This window comes from Oceanihabitans sp. IOP_32 (genome assembly GCF_009498295.1).
In the GTDB taxonomy this organism is placed as follows: Bacteria; Bacteroidota; Bacteroidia; order Flavobacteriales; family Flavobacteriaceae; genus Wocania; species Wocania indica.
The window spans coordinates 2877969-2896388 of record NZ_CP040813.1; the positions used below are offsets into that span (position 1 = coordinate 2877969).

13 protein-coding genes are annotated in these 18420 nt (G+C 34.7%); 6 read left to right on the forward strand and 7 right to left on the reverse strand.

Annotated features, from left to right (window positions below; genetic code table 11):
• Positions 1-124: 124 nt before the first annotated feature.
• On the forward strand, positions 125-943 hold the full coding sequence (locus tag FEZ18_RS12050) for a M48 family metallopeptidase (RefSeq protein ID WP_153268547.1): 819 nt from the start codon (positions 125-127) through the stop codon (positions 941-943).
• A gap of 174 nt (positions 944-1117) precedes the next feature.
• On the forward strand, positions 1118-2452 hold the full coding sequence (locus FEZ18_RS12055) for an MFS transporter (RefSeq protein ID WP_153268548.1): 1335 nt from the start codon (positions 1118-1120) through the stop codon (positions 2450-2452).
• Between the two features lie 23 nt (positions 2453-2475).
• Here FEZ18_RS12055 and FEZ18_RS12060 read toward each other — a convergent pair whose 3' ends face one another.
• From FEZ18_RS12060 to FEZ18_RS12075, 4 genes are read right to left on the reverse strand one after another with little or no spacing between them, the layout of a single operon-like run.
• The gene (locus tag FEZ18_RS12060) at positions 2476-3210 is read right to left on the reverse strand and encodes a head GIN domain-containing protein (RefSeq protein WP_153268549.1); all 735 of its coding nucleotides are present in this window, start codon (positions 3208-3210) and stop codon (positions 2476-2478) included.
• Between the two features lie 51 nt (positions 3211-3261).
• Positions 3262-4347, reverse strand: coding sequence for a hypothetical protein (locus FEZ18_RS12065; protein WP_153268550.1), 1086 nt, complete (start codon positions 4345-4347; stop codon positions 3262-3264).
• On the reverse strand, positions 4325-4891 hold the full coding sequence (locus FEZ18_RS12070) for a hypothetical protein (protein ID WP_153268551.1): 567 nt from the start codon (positions 4889-4891) through the stop codon (positions 4325-4327). The genes FEZ18_RS12065 and FEZ18_RS12070 overlap by 23 nt, the downstream gene beginning before the upstream one ends.
• A gap of 6 nt (positions 4892-4897) precedes the next feature.
• Positions 4898-5455 (reverse strand): RNA polymerase sigma factor, encoded by a 558-nt coding sequence (locus FEZ18_RS12075; RefSeq protein ID WP_153268552.1) that lies wholly within the window; start codon positions 5453-5455, stop codon positions 4898-4900.
• Positions 5456-5950: 495 nt separating this feature from the next.
• Here FEZ18_RS12075 and FEZ18_RS12080 point away from each other — a divergent pair, with 495 nt between their 5' ends.
• Positions 5951-7228, forward strand: coding sequence for an amidohydrolase (locus FEZ18_RS12080; RefSeq protein ID WP_153268553.1), 1278 nt, complete (start codon positions 5951-5953; stop codon positions 7226-7228).
• Between the two features lie 143 nt (positions 7229-7371).
• Here FEZ18_RS12080 and FEZ18_RS12085 read toward each other — a convergent pair whose 3' ends face one another.
• The gene (locus tag FEZ18_RS12085; RefSeq protein WP_153268554.1) at positions 7372-9921 is read right to left on the reverse strand and encodes an ATP-dependent Clp protease ATP-binding subunit; all 2550 of its coding nucleotides are present in this window, start codon (positions 9919-9921) and stop codon (positions 7372-7374) included.
• Positions 9922-10167: 246 nt separating this feature from the next.
• Between FEZ18_RS12085 and gyrA the strand changes: the two genes are divergently transcribed.
• Complete coding sequence (gene gyrA / locus FEZ18_RS12090; RefSeq protein ID WP_153268555.1) at positions 10168-12723, forward strand: DNA gyrase subunit A; 2556 nt, start codon at positions 10168-10170, stop codon at positions 12721-12723.
• A 14-nt stretch (positions 12724-12737) separates the two neighbouring features.
• Entirely contained in the window at positions 12738-13991 is a 1254-nt protein-coding gene (locus tag FEZ18_RS12095; RefSeq protein WP_153268556.1) for a tetratricopeptide repeat protein, read from the forward strand.
• Between the two features lie 53 nt (positions 13992-14044).
• On the opposite strand, the gene FEZ18_RS12100 is transcribed toward FEZ18_RS12095, so the two are convergent.
• Positions 14045-14794 carry a C40 family peptidase gene (locus FEZ18_RS12100; protein WP_153268557.1) on the reverse strand — a complete coding sequence of 250 codons (750 nt, stop codon included), beginning with the start codon at positions 14792-14794 and terminating at the stop codon, positions 14045-14047.
• A gap of 181 nt (positions 14795-14975) precedes the next feature.
• Positions 14976-16154, reverse strand: coding sequence for an acetyl-CoA C-acyltransferase (locus FEZ18_RS12105; protein ID WP_153268558.1), 1179 nt, complete (start codon positions 16152-16154; stop codon positions 14976-14978).
• 130 nt (positions 16155-16284) lie between these two features.
• Here FEZ18_RS12105 and FEZ18_RS12110 point away from each other — a divergent pair, with 130 nt between their 5' ends.
• Entirely contained in the window at positions 16285-18333 is a 2049-nt protein-coding gene (locus FEZ18_RS12110; protein ID WP_153269116.1) for an HD family phosphohydrolase, read from the forward strand.
• Positions 18334-18420 lie beyond the last annotated feature (87 nt).

The window sequence follows — 18420 nt, forward strand, 5'->3', positions numbered from 1 at the left end:
AAAAACATGACATTTCAATTAGGAATGCTTAGACTAGAAAGGTTTCCATCAAATAAAAAAATTTAAGTCTTTTAAATAAAGGTACAATTTTTGTACTTTTATATCCTATAAAAATCTTGAGAGAATGAAATTAAAAAATATACTTGTAGTTATTATTTTGGCACTACTTATTAGCGCTTGTGCTGAAAATCCTTTTACAGGAAAGAAGACTATGGCTATTGTGCCCAATTCCCAGTTGTTTCCAACAGCTTTTGCTCAATACGACCAATTTTTAAGTGAAAACAAAGTTGTAAAAGGCACCAAAGAGGCCGATATGATTAATCGTGTGGGACAACGTATTGCAGTGGCGGCAGAGCGTTGGTTAGATGCAAACGGCTATCAAGGATATTTAAACGATTATAAGTGGGAATACACCTTAGTTGAAGACAAAACAGTAAACGCTTGGTGTATGCCAGGCGGTAAAATCGTATTTTATACCGGTATACTGCCAATTGCTAAAAATGAAGCTGGTGTTGCCGCTATTATGGGGCATGAAGTTGCTCACGCTTTAGCGAATCACGGACAACAAAGAATGAGTGGAGGGGTGTTGCAGCAAATAGGGGCGGTAGGGCTTAATGTGGCTTTGCAGGACAATGAAAACCTAGAGTTGTTCAACCAAGCTTACGGTATTGGATCGCAAGTCGGGTTTATGCTGCCCTTTAGTAGAAGTCATGAAACAGAAGCAGATGAAATTGGTATTTATTTGATGGCTATTGCGGGTTATAATCCCGATGAAGCCGCTGAACTATGGAAACGCATGAAAGCGAATAGTGGCGGACAAGCACCTCCAGAATTTTTAAGTACACATCCAGCGAGCGATACCCGAATTGCTAACTTACAAGCACTATCGCCAAAAGCAAAAGTAGAAGCTCAAAAATTTGGGGTCACTTCATTTCGTAACTAATCCTATGATGTTTTTAAAATATTTGATTACTTTACAAGCTGTTCACTAAAAGAGCAGCTTTTTTTTATGAGCATTTATTTTTTTGAGTGCTTATTCTAATCTTAAAGTCTTTAAATTGTAAATAAATAATGGTACTTGATAACATAAAAACGGGCTTATTACTAAACACTATCTATGAAACCACTTGAAAAAGGAAGTAAAAAACTTCTTAACGCCTGGGCATTTTACGATTGGGCAAATTCTGTGTATACCCTAACCATTGCCTCGTCTATATTCCCGATTTTTTATTCAGCTTTATTTTTGTCTGAAATAAAAACGGTTCAAGCCTTTGGAATGGAATTTAAAAGTACGGCCTTAATAACTTTTGTAACAGCGTTTACCTTTTTAGTCGTGGCTGTAATCTCTCCTATATTATCTGGTATTGCAGATTATGTTGGGAATAAAAAGCAATTTTTAAAGTTTTTTTGCTACCTAGGAAGTGCGGGTTGTATTGGTTTATACTGGTTTGATATTTCTCCTGAAGGCATACATTTAAGTTTGTTATTTTATTTTATGGGGCTTATTGGATATTGGGGAAGCCTGGTGTTTTATAATTCGTATTTACCAGACATTGCTTTTAAGGAACAACAAGACCGCATTAGTGCTAAAGGGTTTTCAATGGGGTATATTGGTAGTGTACTTTTACTGCTTTTAAACCTGTTTATGGTTATGAGTCAAGATGATGGAGCATCTAAAATACAAATGATGCGCTATTCGTTTGTTACGGTTGGCATTTGGTGGGCTTTATTTAGTCAGTACGCTTTTTATTGGTTGCCAAAAGGAACGTCTTCAGGGCAAAAAGTGACACAATCTGTCTTTTTTAATGGTTTAAAAGAATTAAATTTAGTTTGGAGAGCGCTTAAACAAGACTTAAGATTAAAACGTTATTTGTATGCGTTTTTCGTGTTTAGTATGGCGGTTCAAACCATAATGCTCGTAGCTGTATATTTTGGTGAGGAAGAAATTGATTGGGGTGGCTCGAGTGAAAAAACAATGGGTTTAATCGTAAGTATTTTAGTCATACAAATTGTTGCTGTTTTTGGAGCAATACTAACTTCAAGAGCTTCTAATGCATATGGGAATATTAAGACTCTTGTGGCGGTTAATATTATTTGGATGAGCTTGTGTTTTTATGCTTATTTTATGAAAACCCCGCTACAATTTTATATTGCGGCATCTCTAGTAGGTTTGGTAATGGGTGGAATTCAATCTTTGGCCAGATCGACGTATTCTAAATTCTTACCAGAGACTGAAGATACCACCTCGTATTTTAGTTTTTACGATGTCGCCGAAAAAATAGGTATAGTTTTAGGGATGCTTATTTTCGCCACTATCGATCAAGTTACTGGGAGTATGCGCAACGCTATTTTGTTTTTATTTGTGTTCTTTTTATTCGGAATTGTTTTATTGTTGCGAGTGCCAAAAAGTCGCAGCATAAAAGTTGAGCAGCAAAACACAGCTTCGGAGTAGTTTCTTGCTGCATATTTTTTAAATTAATGTTTGCTAATGTTTCCTGAGCCAATAACTTTCGAGTTGTTTTTAGTTGGCTCTCCTTTGTATTCTATGGCTCCAGTACCAGTAACTTTAGCTTTTAATTTTTTGTTACTTACCACTTCTGCATCGCCAGAGCCAGTAACAGATACGTCTGTATGATCGGCCTGTAAATCGAATCCATGGAAATCTCCAGAACCAGTAATCTTGGCTTCTAGAGCGCTGGTGCTCCCTTTTAATGTTAAATCTCCAGAGCCAGATACAGCGGCTTTTACAGCCGTTGCTTCTAGATTTAACACAACATCTCCAGAACCCACCAAAGAGGCCTTGAAGTTAGTTGTGGATATCAAATCATTATTCCATAAATCTCCTGAGCCAGAAAGCGATACGCTATTAAGGTCTTTAAAAGGAATGGTAATTTTTATAGTCTTGTTTTTACTAGATTTGAGGTTTACACCTTGTTCTGCTCTAACGCTTAAAATATCATCCTTTACTTCGGTTACAATATAGTCGAGTAAATTTTCTTCGCCTTCAAGGCTAATATTTCCCTCGTTTCCATCTATTAAGATAAAATCCATGGTTCCAGAACATTTTATGCCGCTATAAGTTTCCGTAGTTCGCTTTACTGTAACAATATTACCATTACCAGTAATAGATTTTGATTGTGCATAACTTGTTGTGGCAAAAAATAGGCTTATACAAAAAGATGCTATTTGCTTTGTAGTTAATGTTTTCATCTGTTTATTTTTATAATATGAATGGTTTGTGTTATTTGTATTAAAGATTTGTTAGTTTTTTAATAGTGAAACGTTACCGTAATCGGATTCAATTTTAATAGTATTGCCAGAATTATCACTACCGTAAAATCCTTTGTAGTATTTTGAGATATTTTTTTCTTCTGTTACTATAAATTGTAGATCTTTCTTATTTTTTAAAGACGCATAATCTAAATCGATTTCGAAATTAAAATGATAACTAGGATCAAAACCAATTTTAATTCCAGTATAATCTGAATTTATATTGATGTTGCCCGCGTTTTGAGTTATATTTTTTATTTTAATTATACCGTAATCGGCATCAAGCTTAAGGTTTTTATAAACGTCGCCAATTAAGGTGGTTAAGTAGTCGCCATTTCCTGTGATATTATTCGCTTTTTCAATTTTAATACTGCCATAATCACAGTTGTAATTTACGTTTTCGGCAATTTCTACTATGGAGTTTGTGTAATCTGCTTTTATGTTTAAGTTATTTGTTTTCCCCACGGTAAAACTGCTATAATCGGCATCAATTTCACCGCTTTTTATATAATCAAAGTAACAATTGTTGGTGTAATTAAAGTTGATTTCGTTCCCATCGGCTAGCAATTCTTTTGTAGTTATTTTTCCATAATCGCAATGTATTTTTGCAGACCCTTCAAGTTTAGCTACATTAATATTACCGTAGTCGTTATTTAAGACAATACTATTGGTAATAGGAATTTTTACAATGTAATTTATTTTCATATTCACATTGTTATAGTTTGCCCATGGCCACCACGACTTGCTACTTTTTTTAAAGTTTGTTTTTGCATAAACCATGTTTGATGACGCTTCAAAATCAACTTCAATTTCTTTTAATTTATTCGTTACTTTTTCTTCGTTATTACCCGCAGTCGTAATGGTTATTTCGAACGCAATTTTATTTTCATTCCATGTAACAATATCTATGTTTCCGTAGCTGTTATCAATCTTTAAAGTCGCATTTGTGTTTACAGAAAATGTTTTGTTAATCACTTTTTCCTTAGTGTATTTACGGTCTTGGTTTACGTTTGCTGTGGCAAAAACAGGCAACAAGAACAGCAGTAAAAGCAGTTTATAGGGTTGTGTAAGTTTCATTGTCTAAGTGTTTTAATTGTTTAATGTTTTGGATGTGTTCTAAAGTATTTTGTAATAAATGTATTCTATTTTGAAAATTAGAAATCATGGCAAAAATAACACGATTATCATCTCCACTCTTCGATAGATCTTTTTTTAGGGCTTCGTATTCTATTTCTAGGGCTTCCAGACGTCTCATGGTGTCTCTAATTAATGCCTGTGTTTCTGGAGTCGTTTTTTTTTCAACTTTACTTAGCTCGTAGGCTATGGTTGTTGTGAAAAAATCTTGTGTTTCGGCCATTTTTGATGACACACTGGCTAAATCGCTTGTGGCTTGATTTTTATTAGTACCTATATAAAGGGCGATTAGTAAAACAAAAGAAGCCGCGAGACCTACTAACGGCTTTACAAAACGCCAATTTTTTTTATTGTTTTTTATAAGGAGATCGGTATTGTTTTTATTCAATTTAATTAAAAACTGCTGTTTATGATGTTTAGAAGGCTCTTCAATATCAAAACCATTTCTTAGGCTTTTAAATAATTGATCTATCTCGTCTCTATTCATTTTTATTTAACTTATTATTTGTAATTTTTTCCTTAAGCTTTCTTTTGCTCTCGATATGGTTGTTCTGCAATTGGAATTTGAGATTTTCATAATGTCACATATTTCCTCGTAATCATAACCTTCTATAAGGTTTAAGGTTAGCACTATTCTATAATTATCTTTTAGCGTTTTCAAAGTATTTAAAATGTGCTGTACTTTTATGCTTTTTAATCCATAATTACCATCTGTTATCTCATTTTGGTCTTCAATTTTATGATAAACAGCTTCCAAAGGTACCTGTGGCATCCTAGTAGTTTTATTATAATGACTAATGCTATTATTAATTACGATTCGTTTAAGCCATACTCCAAATGTTTTTAAATCTTTTAAATTTTCCAGTTTTGTAAAGGCTAATAGAAAAGCATCTTGCATAATATCTTCTGCTTCAAATCTGTTTTTAACAATACGTAAAGCGGTATTGAACATCGCTTTATAATAGCGGTTATAAATTTCTAGCTGCGCAGTTTGGTTTCCTGCTTTACAAAGGGTTATAAGTTGTTCTGTATTTAATTTTTTTGGCCTCAAAAAAAATATATTCTTACTATTATAGATTAACTTTTTGTTGTTTTGTTACAGTTGTGGCGAAAAAAAATAAACTTATGTTCCTTATGAGCTTTATAAGTTGGGTTTTTAAGGATATAAAAAAATAAACACGCCCATAAAGTGGGCATAAGAATAAGCAAACTATTAAAATGTGTTCTTCACATTTCTCTTTTTGACGAGCAGTAAAAATTACAAAATGATTTTGTAAACAACAGTGCTTCCCTAAATAAGTATTGAATTTAATCTTGTCAAAATAAAAAAAGGCTTAAAATTCACCTCAAATTTAATCATATATAGAGGTCTTAATTATGTTGTATAGTGTTGGGGTTTCACTGAAGTTTTTTTAAAATGAGTAAATCAATTACACTTTTAATAAGTAATTTTTTGTTAATTATTTAGTAAAAAGAATAAAATACTAGTGAAAGTTAAGTTGATATTTACATATATTTGAATAAAATAAACTAAAACTACCTAATTATGAGAAAATTGATTTTAGCAGTTTTTCTGTGCTCTTCGTATTTTGCAATAGGGCAAAATGCAGAATTGGAAAAAGATTTTACTGCCATAGAAAGTAAGGTTATTGAGTGGAGGCGTTATTTACATCAAAACCCAGAACTTAGTAACCGTGAATTTAAAACCGCAGAAAAAATTGCCAAACATTTAAAAGCTTTAGGGCTTGAGGTTCAAACTGGGGTTGCCCATACTGGGGTTGTTGGGCTTTTAAAGGGCAATTCGCCTGGAAAAGTAATTGCCTTACGGGCTGATATCGATGCGTTACCTGTTGTAGAGCGTAATGATTTACCTTATAAATCTACCGTTACAGCAGAGTATTTAGGCGAAAAAGTTGGTGTTATGCATGCCTGCGGACATGACACCCATACTGCTATTTTAATGGGAGTAGCCGAAGTGCTGTCTAAACATAAAGATAAAATTAACGGTACCGTTAAATTTATTTTTCAACCAGCAGAAGAAGGACCCCCACCAGGTGAAGAAGGAGGTGCTTTACTGATGGTAAAAGAAGGAGTTTTAGAGAATCCGAAAGTCGATGCTATATTTGGTTTGCATATTATGTCGCACGTTCCTGTGGGTGAAATTCGTTATAAATCTGGTGGTTTAATGGCAGCAGCACAGAGTTTTACCATTAATGTAAAGGGGAAGCAAAGTCATGGTTCGCGACCATGGACAGGCGTAGATCCCATTTTAATTAGTGCAAAAATTATTGATGGATTGCAAACCATTATAAGTCGTGAATCAGATCTTACCAACGAGGCTGCTGTAATTACTGTGGGGAAAATAAAAAGTGGTGTGCGAAGTAATATTATACCAGAAACTGCCGAAATGATTGGTACTATTCGTACACTGGATTACAGCATGAAGGAAAAGCTTAATAAGCGTATGGTAACTATGGTAGAAACAATCGCTAAGGCTTATGGCGGTGAAGCTACTTGTGAAATTGTAGATGCCACCGAAATTACTTTTAATAATCATGATTTGGTAGCACAAATGTTGCCTACCATGAATCGTGTTGCTGGTGCCGATAATGTGCAAATACAAAAAGCGACAACAGGAGCTGAGGATTTTTCGTATTACCAAAAAGAAGTTCCTGGTTTTTTCTTTTTCTTAGGCGGCATGACACCGGGTAACAAGACTCCTTATCCGCATCATACACCAGACTTTTTAGTGGATGACAGTGGTTTGCTTTTAGGGGTGAAAACCTTAACAGAAATGAGTTTAGACTACTTAAATGCTGAGTAATTGGTTTTTTTGATTACAACAGTGGATCCTTTAAACTTTTAGATAAGATGAAGTTTAATATGTTTTTAGGATGAGATTATATTTTAAAACACAAACAGCCCGAAATTTTCGGGCTGTTTGTGTTATTAAATAATGTGTTTAAACTAAGATTCTGTAGGTTTCTCAGCCTTTTCAATAGTGATTTTAAGTTCTTGAGATGCTTTATCTAAATCGATATTTATTTTATCGCCTTCTTCTACGTGAGATGATATAATTTCTTCAGCCAAGGCATCTTCAACATATTTTTGAATGGCTCTTTTAAGTGGTCTCGCACCGTATTGTTTATCGAAACCTTTGTCTGCTATAAAATCTTTCGCACTTTCAGTTAGGGTTAAATTATAACCTAAACCTTTAATTCTAAATAACAGTTTTTCTAATTCTATGTCGATGATTTGGTTTATATGTTCTTTTTCTAAAGCATTAAATACGACCACATCATCAATTCTATTTAAAAATTCTGGTGCAAACGATTTTTTCAGGGCGTTTTCAATTATTTTAACGGCATTTGCGTCTTCTTGAGCTTTTTGAGAAGCTGTACCAAAACCTATACCTGTACCAAAATCTTTTAGTTTACGAGCTCCAATATTAGAGGTCATAATAATGATGGTATTTCTAAAATCTATTTTTCTGCCTAAGCTATCTGTTAAATATCCGTCGTCAAGTACTTGTAAAAGCATATTAAAGACATCCGGATGTGCTTTCTCAATTTCATCTAAAAGAATAACAGCATAGGGTTTGCGTCTTACTTTCTCGGTTAATTGGCCGCCCTCTTCATAACCAACGTATCCTGGAGGTGCACCAACGAGTCTAGAAATCGCAAATTTCTCCATGTATTCACTCATGTCAATTCTAATAAGTGAATCTTCACTATCAAATAGTTCGCGCGATAACACCTTGGCGAGTTGGGTTTTACCAACACCAGTCTGGCCTAAAAATATAAACGAACCAATTGGTTTGTTAGGGTCTTTAAGGCCGGCTCTATTACGCTGTATGGCTTTAACGACCTTAGCCACCGCTTCATCTTGACCAATAACTTTACCTTTAATAAGATTAGGTAGTTCTGCAAGTTTATTAATCTCGGTTTGAGCGATGCGGTTTACAGGAATACCAGTCATCATAGAAACGACATCGGCAACATTATCTTCGGTAACCACCTCACGGTTTAATTTAGTGTCTTCTTCCCATTTTTCTTGGGCGATAGCCAATTCTTTTTCTATGCGCTTTTCATCATCTCTTAGCTTTGCGGCTTCCTCGTATTTTTGTTTTTTAACAACCGAATTTTTGGTCTCTTTAACTTTTTCTAGTTGTTTTTCTAATTCAATAATTTGCTTAGGAACATCTATATTAGTGATATGAACTCTGGAGCCCGCTTCATCTAAGGCGTCAATAGCTTTATCTGGTAAGAATCGCTCGGTCATATATCTATTCGTTAGTTTTACACAAGCTTCAATAGCTTCAGGGGTATAATCAACGTTGTGATGCTCTTCGTATTTACCTTTTATATTGTTTAAAATTTCAATAGTTTGTTCTACCGTAGTGGGTTCTACTATAACCTTTTGAAAACGACGTTCTAAAGCACCATCTTTTTCGATGTACTGTCTGTATTCGTCGAGTGTTGTGGCACCAATGCATTGAATTTCACCACGAGCTAAAGCTGGTTTAAACATGTTTGAGGCGTCTAGGCTTCCGGTAGCTCCTCCAGCACCTACAATGGTGTGGATTTCGTCGATAAACAGAATAACATCATCATTCTTTTCAAGTTCGTTCATTACGGCTTTCATACGCTCTTCAAACTGTCCACGGTATTTTGTGCCAGCAACCAAACTCGCTAAGTCTAGGGTAACCACGCGTTTATTAAATAGAATTCGCGAGACTTTACGTTTTACAATTCTAAGGGCTAAGCCTTCAGCAATAGCCGATTTACCAACGCCTGGTTCTCCAATTAAAAGCGGGTTGTTTTTCTTTCGTCTACTTAAAATTTGAGATACACGTTGAATTTCTTCCTCTCGACCTACCACGGGGTCAAGTTTACCTTCTTCAGCCATAGCTGTGAGGTCGCGTCCAAAGTTATCTAAAACTGGTGTTTTAGATTTTTTGCCTGTTTTACCTGTTGGTGCATTAAAAACATTATCTTTTGATGCGCCTTCTTGTAATCCGGAGTCGTCATCTTGGAAAGACTCAGATTTTGGTTCTATATAGTCATTGTCGTTTGTGATCATAAGTTTAAATTGTTCTTTAACATTGTCATAATCCACTTTAAGCTTATTTAAAAGCTTAGTAGTAGGGTCATTTTCATTTCGTAATATACACAAAAGCAGATGCGCTGTATTTATGGAGGCGCTTTGAAATAGTTTTGCCTCTAAAAACGTTGTTTTTAAGGCGCGTTCTGCTTGTCTTGTAAGATGTAAATTCTTTTTTTGATTTGAAGCTTCAATAATACTGGGGTTTGCCGGACTTAAAATTTCAACTTTGCGCCTTAAATGATTTAAATCAATGTTTAAAGCATTCAAAATATTAATAGCCTTGCCATCGCCATCGCGCAAAAGCCCTAGCATTAAGTGCTCGGTTCCTATAAAATCGTGACCCAGCCTTAGCGCTTCTTCTTTGCTGTAAGCAATTACATCTTTTACTCTTGGCGAAAAATTATCATCCATATTGTTTTCTTTTGTCTTTAAAAATACTAAAACATTTTATCAATGGCAAAAACTATACCTTAAAATGCTAAGTGACAAAAATACTTCAGAAATTCAAAATTTTTGCAGGTTTACTTATTCACTTTTAAAGAATGTTAAATTGTTGATAAAAAACATAAATTAGCGAATATAGAAGTGTGCTATGACTAATGAAATGGTTATATTAGCACGTTTTGAAAAACTCACAAAAATTTAATTAAATTATATATGGCAGAAGGAGAAAAATTGATTCCTATTAATATTGAAGATGAGATGAAATCGGCTTACATTGATTATTCAATGTCGGTCATTGTGTCACGTGCCTTACCAGATGTAAGAGATGGTTTAAAGCCAGTACACCGACGTGTACTTTACGGCATGCACGAGTTAGGTATTCGAGCTAATTCGGCTCATAAAAAATCAGCAAGAATAGTAGGTGAGGTTTTAGGTAAGTATCACCCTCATGGAGATAAATCAGTTTACGATACCATGGTTCGTATGGCTCAAGAGTGGAGTTTGAGGTATATGTTGGTAGACGGGCAGGGTAACTTTGGATCTGTAGATGGCGATAGCCCGGCAGCAATGCGTTATACAGAAGCGCGAATGCAAAAAATTTCTGAAGATTTCTTAGCAGATATTGATAAAGAAACCGTAGAGCATAAGCTAAATTTTGACGACACACTGCAAGAGCCAACAGTTTTGCCTACTCGCATTCCTGGTCTTTTAGTTAATGGGGCCTCAGGTATCGCTGTGGGTATGGCAACCAATATGCCACCACACAATTTAACAGAGGTTGTAAATGGTATTATCGCTTTCATTGATAATAATGACATTGAAATTGACGAATTAATAACCCATATCAAGGCGCCAGATTTTCCTACTGGTGGGATTATCTATGGGTATGACGGTGTTAAGGAAGCCTTTCATACAGGTCGCGGGCGTATTGTAATGCGTGCTAAGGCTAATATTGAAGAAATAAATGGTCGTGAGTGTATTATAGTAGATGAGATTCCGTACCAAGTTAATAAGGCAGAGATGATTAAAAAGACTGCCGACTTGGTTAACGAAAAGAAGATGGAAGGAATTGCTTCCATTCGTGATGAATCGGACAGAAATGGAATGCGTATCGTTTATGTTTTAAAGCGGGATGCCATTCCAAATATTGTTTTAAACAAATTATACAAATACACGGCATTACAATCGTCTTTTAGTGTTAATAATATTGCTTTGGTCGACGGTCGTCCACAATTATTAAATCTAAAGGATCTTATTCATTATTTTGTTGAGCATAGACACGATGTTGTGGTTAAACGAACCACTTACGAATTGCGTAAAGCTGAAGAACGTGCTCATATATTAGAAGGTTTAATTATTGCTTCAGATAATATTGATGAAGTTATAAAAATTATTAGAGCCTCTTCAAATGCCGATGAAGCCAGAGCTAATTTAGTTGAGCGTTTTAAACTTTCAGAAATTCAGGCCAAAGCTATTGTAGAGATGCGTCTGCGTCAATTAACAGGTTTAGAGCAGGATAAATTACGTACAGAGTACGATGCGTTAATGATTACCATTGAAGATTTAAAAGATATTCTCGATAAAAAAGAGCGTAGAATGGACATTATTAAGTCGGAATTGGAAGCCGTAAGAGAAAAATACGGCGACGAGCGTCGTTCTACTATCGAATATGCAGGTGGCGATTTAAGTATTGAGGACATGATTCCAGACGAAAAAGTAGTCATTACGATTTCTCATGCGGGATATATTAAACGTACCTCTTTAACAGAATACAAAACTCAGCATAGAGGTGGTGTAGGCCAAAAAGCATCTACCACTCGTAACGAAGATTTCTTAGAGCATTTATTCGTGGGTACCAACCACCAATATATGTTATTCTTTACGCAAAAAGGAAAATGTTACTGGATGCGTGTTTATGAAATTCCAGAAGGCAGTAAAACCTCTAAAGGTAGAGCGATTCAAAATCTTATAAATATCGAGCAGGACGACAAAGTGATGGCTTTTATTTGTACTCAAGACTTAAAAGATGAAGATTACATAAACAGTCATTACGTTATTATGGCAACCAAAAAAGGACAGGTTAAAAAAACATCCTTAGAGCAGTATTCTCGTCCAAGAGCTAACGGTATTAATGCCATTACTATTAAAGAAGGCGATGTTCTATTAGAAGCGAAGTTAACCACAGGCGAAAGTCAAGTCATGTTAGCTTTAAAATCTGGTAAAGCCATTCGTTTTGAAGAAGCCAAAACAAGACCTATGGGGCGTGGTGCATCTGGGGTTCGAGGTATTCGTTTACAAGACGAAAAGACTGATGAGGTTGTAGGTATGATTGCTGTAGACGATATGGAAAGCGATATTCTAGTTGTTTCTGAGCATGGTTATGGTAAGCGTTCTAGCCTAGATGATTACCGAATTACAAATAGAGGCGGAAAAGGTGTTAAAACCATTTCTATTACAGAAAAAACCGGTAATTTAGTAGCTATTAAAAACGTGACAGATGAAGATGACTTAATGATAATCAATAAATCTGGTATTGCTATTAGAATGGCAGTTAAAGATTTAAGAGTGATGGGAAGAGCGACACAAGGGGTTAAATTGATTAACCTTAAAGGGAACGATACTATTGCAGCGGTTGCTAAGGTAATGCATGATGAAGAAGAGGTTGATATCGTTGAAAACGACGATATTATCGCTGATTCTGAAGATGGCACAACTCTTGATAATCTTGATACTGATAGCGATCAAAACGAAAATAATTCAGATAATTAATTAAATATTTTAAAATGAAAAAACCATTAATCATAGCTTTAGCTTTATCAATAAGTGCATTTTCATTTGCACAGAAAAAAGAATTGAGAGCTGCAGAAAAAGCTATTAAAGGAAATAATTTTGCAGAAGCTAAAACTGCATTAAATCAAGTAGAGCCCTTAATGGCTTCTATGGATGAGAAAAATAAAGCTAAGTATTATTATTTGTTAGGTCAAGCTCTTTACGCTAATGGAGCTGGTTCTAGCGAAGATATAGACAAAGCTTTAGCGAGTTTAAATAATGTTAAAAGTTCGGCGTATGAGTCAGATGTTTTACAATTAAAGCAGAATATGACCAATGATATTTTAACAAAAGGAAATGCAGCTTACGAGAAAAACGATTTTTCTACAGCATCAAAGCACTTCGAGCACGCTTACAGAACATCAGAAAAAGATACGTTGTTTCTTTATTATGCAGCGGCAACCGCGGTAAATGTTAGAGAATATGATAGAGCTTTAAAATTATATGAAGAACTCAAGCAGCTGGGCTACACAGGTATACAAAAAGAGTATTTTGCCACTAATGTGGAGACCGGGCAAGAAGAGGTTTTAGACAAAGAAAGTCGCGATTTATATGTTAGAGCGAAAAGTCATATTAAACCAGGCGAGCGTTTAACAGAATCTAAAAAGGCTGAAATCGTTAAAAACGTAGCTCTTATCTACGTTAATCAAGGTGATAACGAAAAGGCTTTAGAAGCTATGAAAGATGCACGCGCAGAAAGTCCAGACGATATTAACTTATTACTTTCTGAAGCTAACGTGCATTTTAAGATGGGAAATAAAGAGGAGTTTAAAAAACTATTGGAAGAAGCCACTCAAAAAGATCCTGAAAACGCAGAATTACAATACAACTTGGGTGTAATTGCTGCAGAATCTGGTGATAAGGAAGCTGCCAAAAGGTATTACGACAAATCGATAGAATTAGATCCTAATTATATAAATGCCTATATAAATACAGCGGCTTTAATTCTTCAAGGAGAACAAGCGCTAATTGAAGAAATGAATAATTTAGGGAGTTCTAAAAAAGACGACTTGCGTTACGACGAGTTAAGAAAGGAGCGCCAAGACATTTATAGAAGTGCTATTCCTTATTTAGATAAGGCCATTGCTATTGATGATAAAAATATTAATGCTGCGAAGACTTTAATGAATATTTATAGTGTTTTGGGAGAAACAGATAAATACAAAGTATTGAAGCAAAAAGTTGAAGCGATTGAAGCTGGAAACTAATGGAGTAGTATTTTTGGTATGAAATTTAAAAAAACCGCAATTTGCGGTTTTTTTTATATCACTTTTTTAATAACTCTTAATTTATGCGTATGCTTTTCTTCATCGACATTAAAAATACCAGAATGATCTAGCCTATCAATTCTTACTTTGCCATAGGCATGAATAATATAGTTGTCTTTCATTATAATGCCAACGTGGTTAATAACACCTTCGTCGTCGTCAAAAAAAGCTAAATCTCCAGGTTCGCTTTCTTCAATAAAACTTAAGGCCTCACCTTGTGTAGCTTGCTGTGAAGCCGTTCGTAATAATTTGTAACCGTTTAATTTATAAACCATTTGTGTAAAACCAGAACTGTCTATCCCAAAGGGAGTTTTACCACCAGATAGATAAGGTGTGTTTAAATATATAAAAGCCGTTTTTACAAGATTACATTTCGTTGATACCCCAAAAAATGAAGTGCCATCAAAACGGTGATTTAAAACCTCTAAACCGTTAAGCGTGGATCCCAAAGGGATGGCATATAATTGTTCGTTTGGGTCTTGAACAAACTCTACAAGGTCTTGGGAAAATGTAGCATTTTTGTTGTTGATAAACTTATAGTTCTCTTCTGTAATATTAAGGTATTGTTTATTATCGATCCAACCTTCATTACCATCAAAAGCAAGTCTAATTTTGCTCCAGAATTTACGTTGTTCTAAAACTTTAAAATATTCACCGTATAAAACTTGCGAAATAAGTGGACTGTCGTTTGTGGGCTCAGATCTTAGTGATACCATGCTTAAATTACAAATTCCGTATTGCATAAATTGATTTTTTTACTGTCTATTGCGGTTAATTATTTATGCATTTATTTGAATTGAAAAAACGGTAACACCATGGTTGTTTTTTAGTGTATGTCATTTGATGTATTTTAATACGGTTTAAAGATTACGATAGTATTACCTCTTTAAAGGGTTATGCTAAAAACTTATTTTAAAGACAATTTTAATTTCGTTCAATAATAACGGCAGATGCGCCACCACCGCCATTGCAAATAGCTGCAGCACCTATTTTGGCATTGTTTTGTTCTAACACATTAAGTAAGGTAATAAGTATTCGAACACCAGAGCAACCTAAGGGATGCCCCAGAGAAACTGCACCTCCATTAACATTTACTTTACTGTTATCAAGACCAAGAATTTTCATATTCGCTAAACCAACAACGGCAAAAGCTTCGTTTAATTCAAAGTAATCCACATCGTCCATAGTCATTCCGGCCTTCTTTAAAGCCTTTGGTAAAGCTTTGGCAGGTGCTGTTGTAAACCAGTCTGGATCATGCGCCGCATCAGCATAACTTTTAATAGTTGCCAAGGGTTTTAATCCTAATTCTTCAGCCTTCTCTTGACTCATTAAAACCACCGCGCCAGCACCATCGTTTATGGTTGAAGCGTTGGCAGCAGTTACCGTACCATCTTTAGAAAAGGCAGGACGTAGTTGTGGTATTTTTTCCATTTTCACATTAGTAAATTCTTCGTCTATACTAACGGTAATAGGTTCGCCTCTGCGTTGCGGAACTTCGACAGGCACAACCTCATTATCAAATTTACCGGCCTGCCAAGCTGCGGCCGATCGGTTATAAGATTGGATAGCAAAAGCATCTTGGTCTTCTCTAGAGAATTCATACTCTTGAGCGCAAGCATCAGCGCAAACACCCATAGCATTTTGGTTGTAAGCATCAACCAATCCATCTTTTTGCATGCCGTCTGTTAACGACGTTGGGCCAAATTTCGTACCCGTTCTTACTTGTAAATAATGCGGAATTAAGCTCATGTTTTCCATTCCACCAGCAACGATAATATGGGCGTCTCCAAGGGCTATAGCTTGTGCGGCTTGCATAACAGCTTTCATGCCAGAGGCACATACTTTATTTATGGTTGTGCAGGGCACCGTATTAGGGATTCCAGCGTGAATTGCAGCTTGCCGTGCAGGCGCCTGTCCTGTTCCAGCTTGTACTACGTGACCCATCAAAACTTCATCAACTAGCTCTGGTTTAAGCTTAATTTTATCTAGTGCACCCTTAATAGCAATAGCGCCTAATGTGGTGGCAGGTATTGTAGATAAAGCACCTAAAAAACTACCTATTGGTGTTCTTGCAGCCGATACTATAACAACTTCTTTTCCCATACTTATTTGTGATTAGGTATTAATGTTACGAAATTAATCATTTTTATTAGAAATCTGAATGATTACTATAATTATAAAATTAATAGAATACCCTTATAATTTTATTACATTTGAACTTATTAAGTATTTAATGAGAGATTTTATAAATAAATTTTACAAGCATCATTCCTTAATTTACAAAGGAATATTGTTTATCTGTTCTACAGTTTTAATTGTTTATCTGTTTCCAAAAAGTGGAAAGTTTAAGTATAATTTCGAGAAAGGGAAACCATGGCAGTCCGAAAACTTATACGCTCCTTTTAATTTTGCTATTAAGAAGACGGTCGATGAGCTCAAGCTAGAAGAGAAAACCATTAGAGACAATGCATTTCTTTACTTTAATATCGATAATACGATTGAAGCAAAAATACGAGAGTCTTTTGAGAGCCGATTTGATAAAACATTTTCAGATTCGATATTAAAGGTTGAACGTACTAAATTGTTTAAAGCGGGAGAAACAATTATCACAGAATTGTATCAATTTGGAGTTTTAAGTGAGGATTACGAGTTCTCTGAAACAAAGGTGGCGATTCTTCTTGATAATCGTGTGAAACAAGATAAAATCTTTTTTTCAAACTTAATTCAGCAAGATGAAGTGGTTTTAGTGATTGAAAAAACACTTTTAAATTGGAAGCTTTCAAATTATAAAAACACCTTTATATCTCTTTTTTTTGATATCGTTGAGCCTAATGTATTCTTCGATAAATCGACGACAGATAAAGTTTTACAAGAGGCTTTAGATAAAATAGTTCCTACTCGAGGAAGTGTTGAAAAAGGAACTTTAATAATCTCTAAAGGCGAAGTTATTGAAGGTGACAAATATCAAAAATTAAAATCTTTACAGTCTGAGTATAAATCTCAAGTTTGGAATAAATCTAATTATGTTTGGATTCTTTTTGCCTATACCTTGTTAGTAGCGCTCGCTTTATTAATGTTATTGTTATTCATTAAAAACTACAGACCTCATATCTTCGAAAATAATACAAAAGTGACTTTTATTTTGTTCAATGTATTACTCATGGTTTTTTTAACCACAATTGTGGTGAATTATAATTCAGAATATATTTATGTGGTCCCTATTTGTATTTTACCGCTCGTTTTTAAAGCTTTTTTTGATGCGCGATTAGGACTTTTTGCGCACGTTATAACGGTGCTGTTATTGGGGTTTATAGTCCCTAATAGTTACGAGTATATGTTCCTCCAAATCATAGCTGGAATTGTTACTATTTTAACCGTTTCAGAATTATATAAAAGAGCAAATTTATTTATTTCTGTAGGTCAAATTACCTTGATTTATATCGTGGCCTATTTTGCCTTTTTTGTGATACATGAAGGCACTGTTGAAAACATGGAATGGGAGGTTTTTATTTGGTTTATTTTGTGTGGACTTGCAACTTTATTTGTACAGCCCTTAATTTATGCCTACGAGAAACTTTTTGGTTTGGTTTCAGATGTTTCACTTCTGGAACTATCAGACACCAATTCAAAATTGCTCAAAGAATTGTCTAATAAAGCACCAGGTACATTTCATCATTCTTTAAATGTTGCTAATTTAGCTGAATCCTGTGCCAATGAAATTGGCGCTAATGCCATGCTAATAAGGGTAGGAGCCTTGTATCACGATATTGGAAAAATGCAAAATCCAACCTATTTTACAGAAAACCAGTTAACGAGTTTAAATCCTCACGATGAGCTATCAGGTAGAGAAAGTGCTAAAATTATAATCAATCACGTTATTGATGGTATAGAAATAGCCCGAAAAAATAAATTACCAGATCGAATTATTGATTTTATTAGAACACATCACGGTACTACCGCAGTTTATTACTTTTACAAAAAAGAAAAAGATTTGGATAACGAGGTTGATAAAATAGATTTTTGTTATCCAGGACCAAAACCTTTTAGTAAAGAAACGGCTATTTTAATGATGTGTGATAGTGTAGAGGCCGCATCAAAAAGTATAAAAGATCCAACGTCTACAAAAATTAATGATTTTGTAGAAAAAATAATCAATAAACAAATAAAAGAGGATCAGTTTTTAAACGCCGATATTACTTTTAAAGAAATTGAATCGATAAAAAAAGTGCTAAAGTACAAGCTTGCAAATATTTACCATTTACGAATTGAATATCCCGAATAATTTTAAAAAAATAGATGACAAAATAGTTGTTTTATCTAAAGTGATATATTAAATTTGCACCCGCAATCGAATTGCTAAGTTCATTAA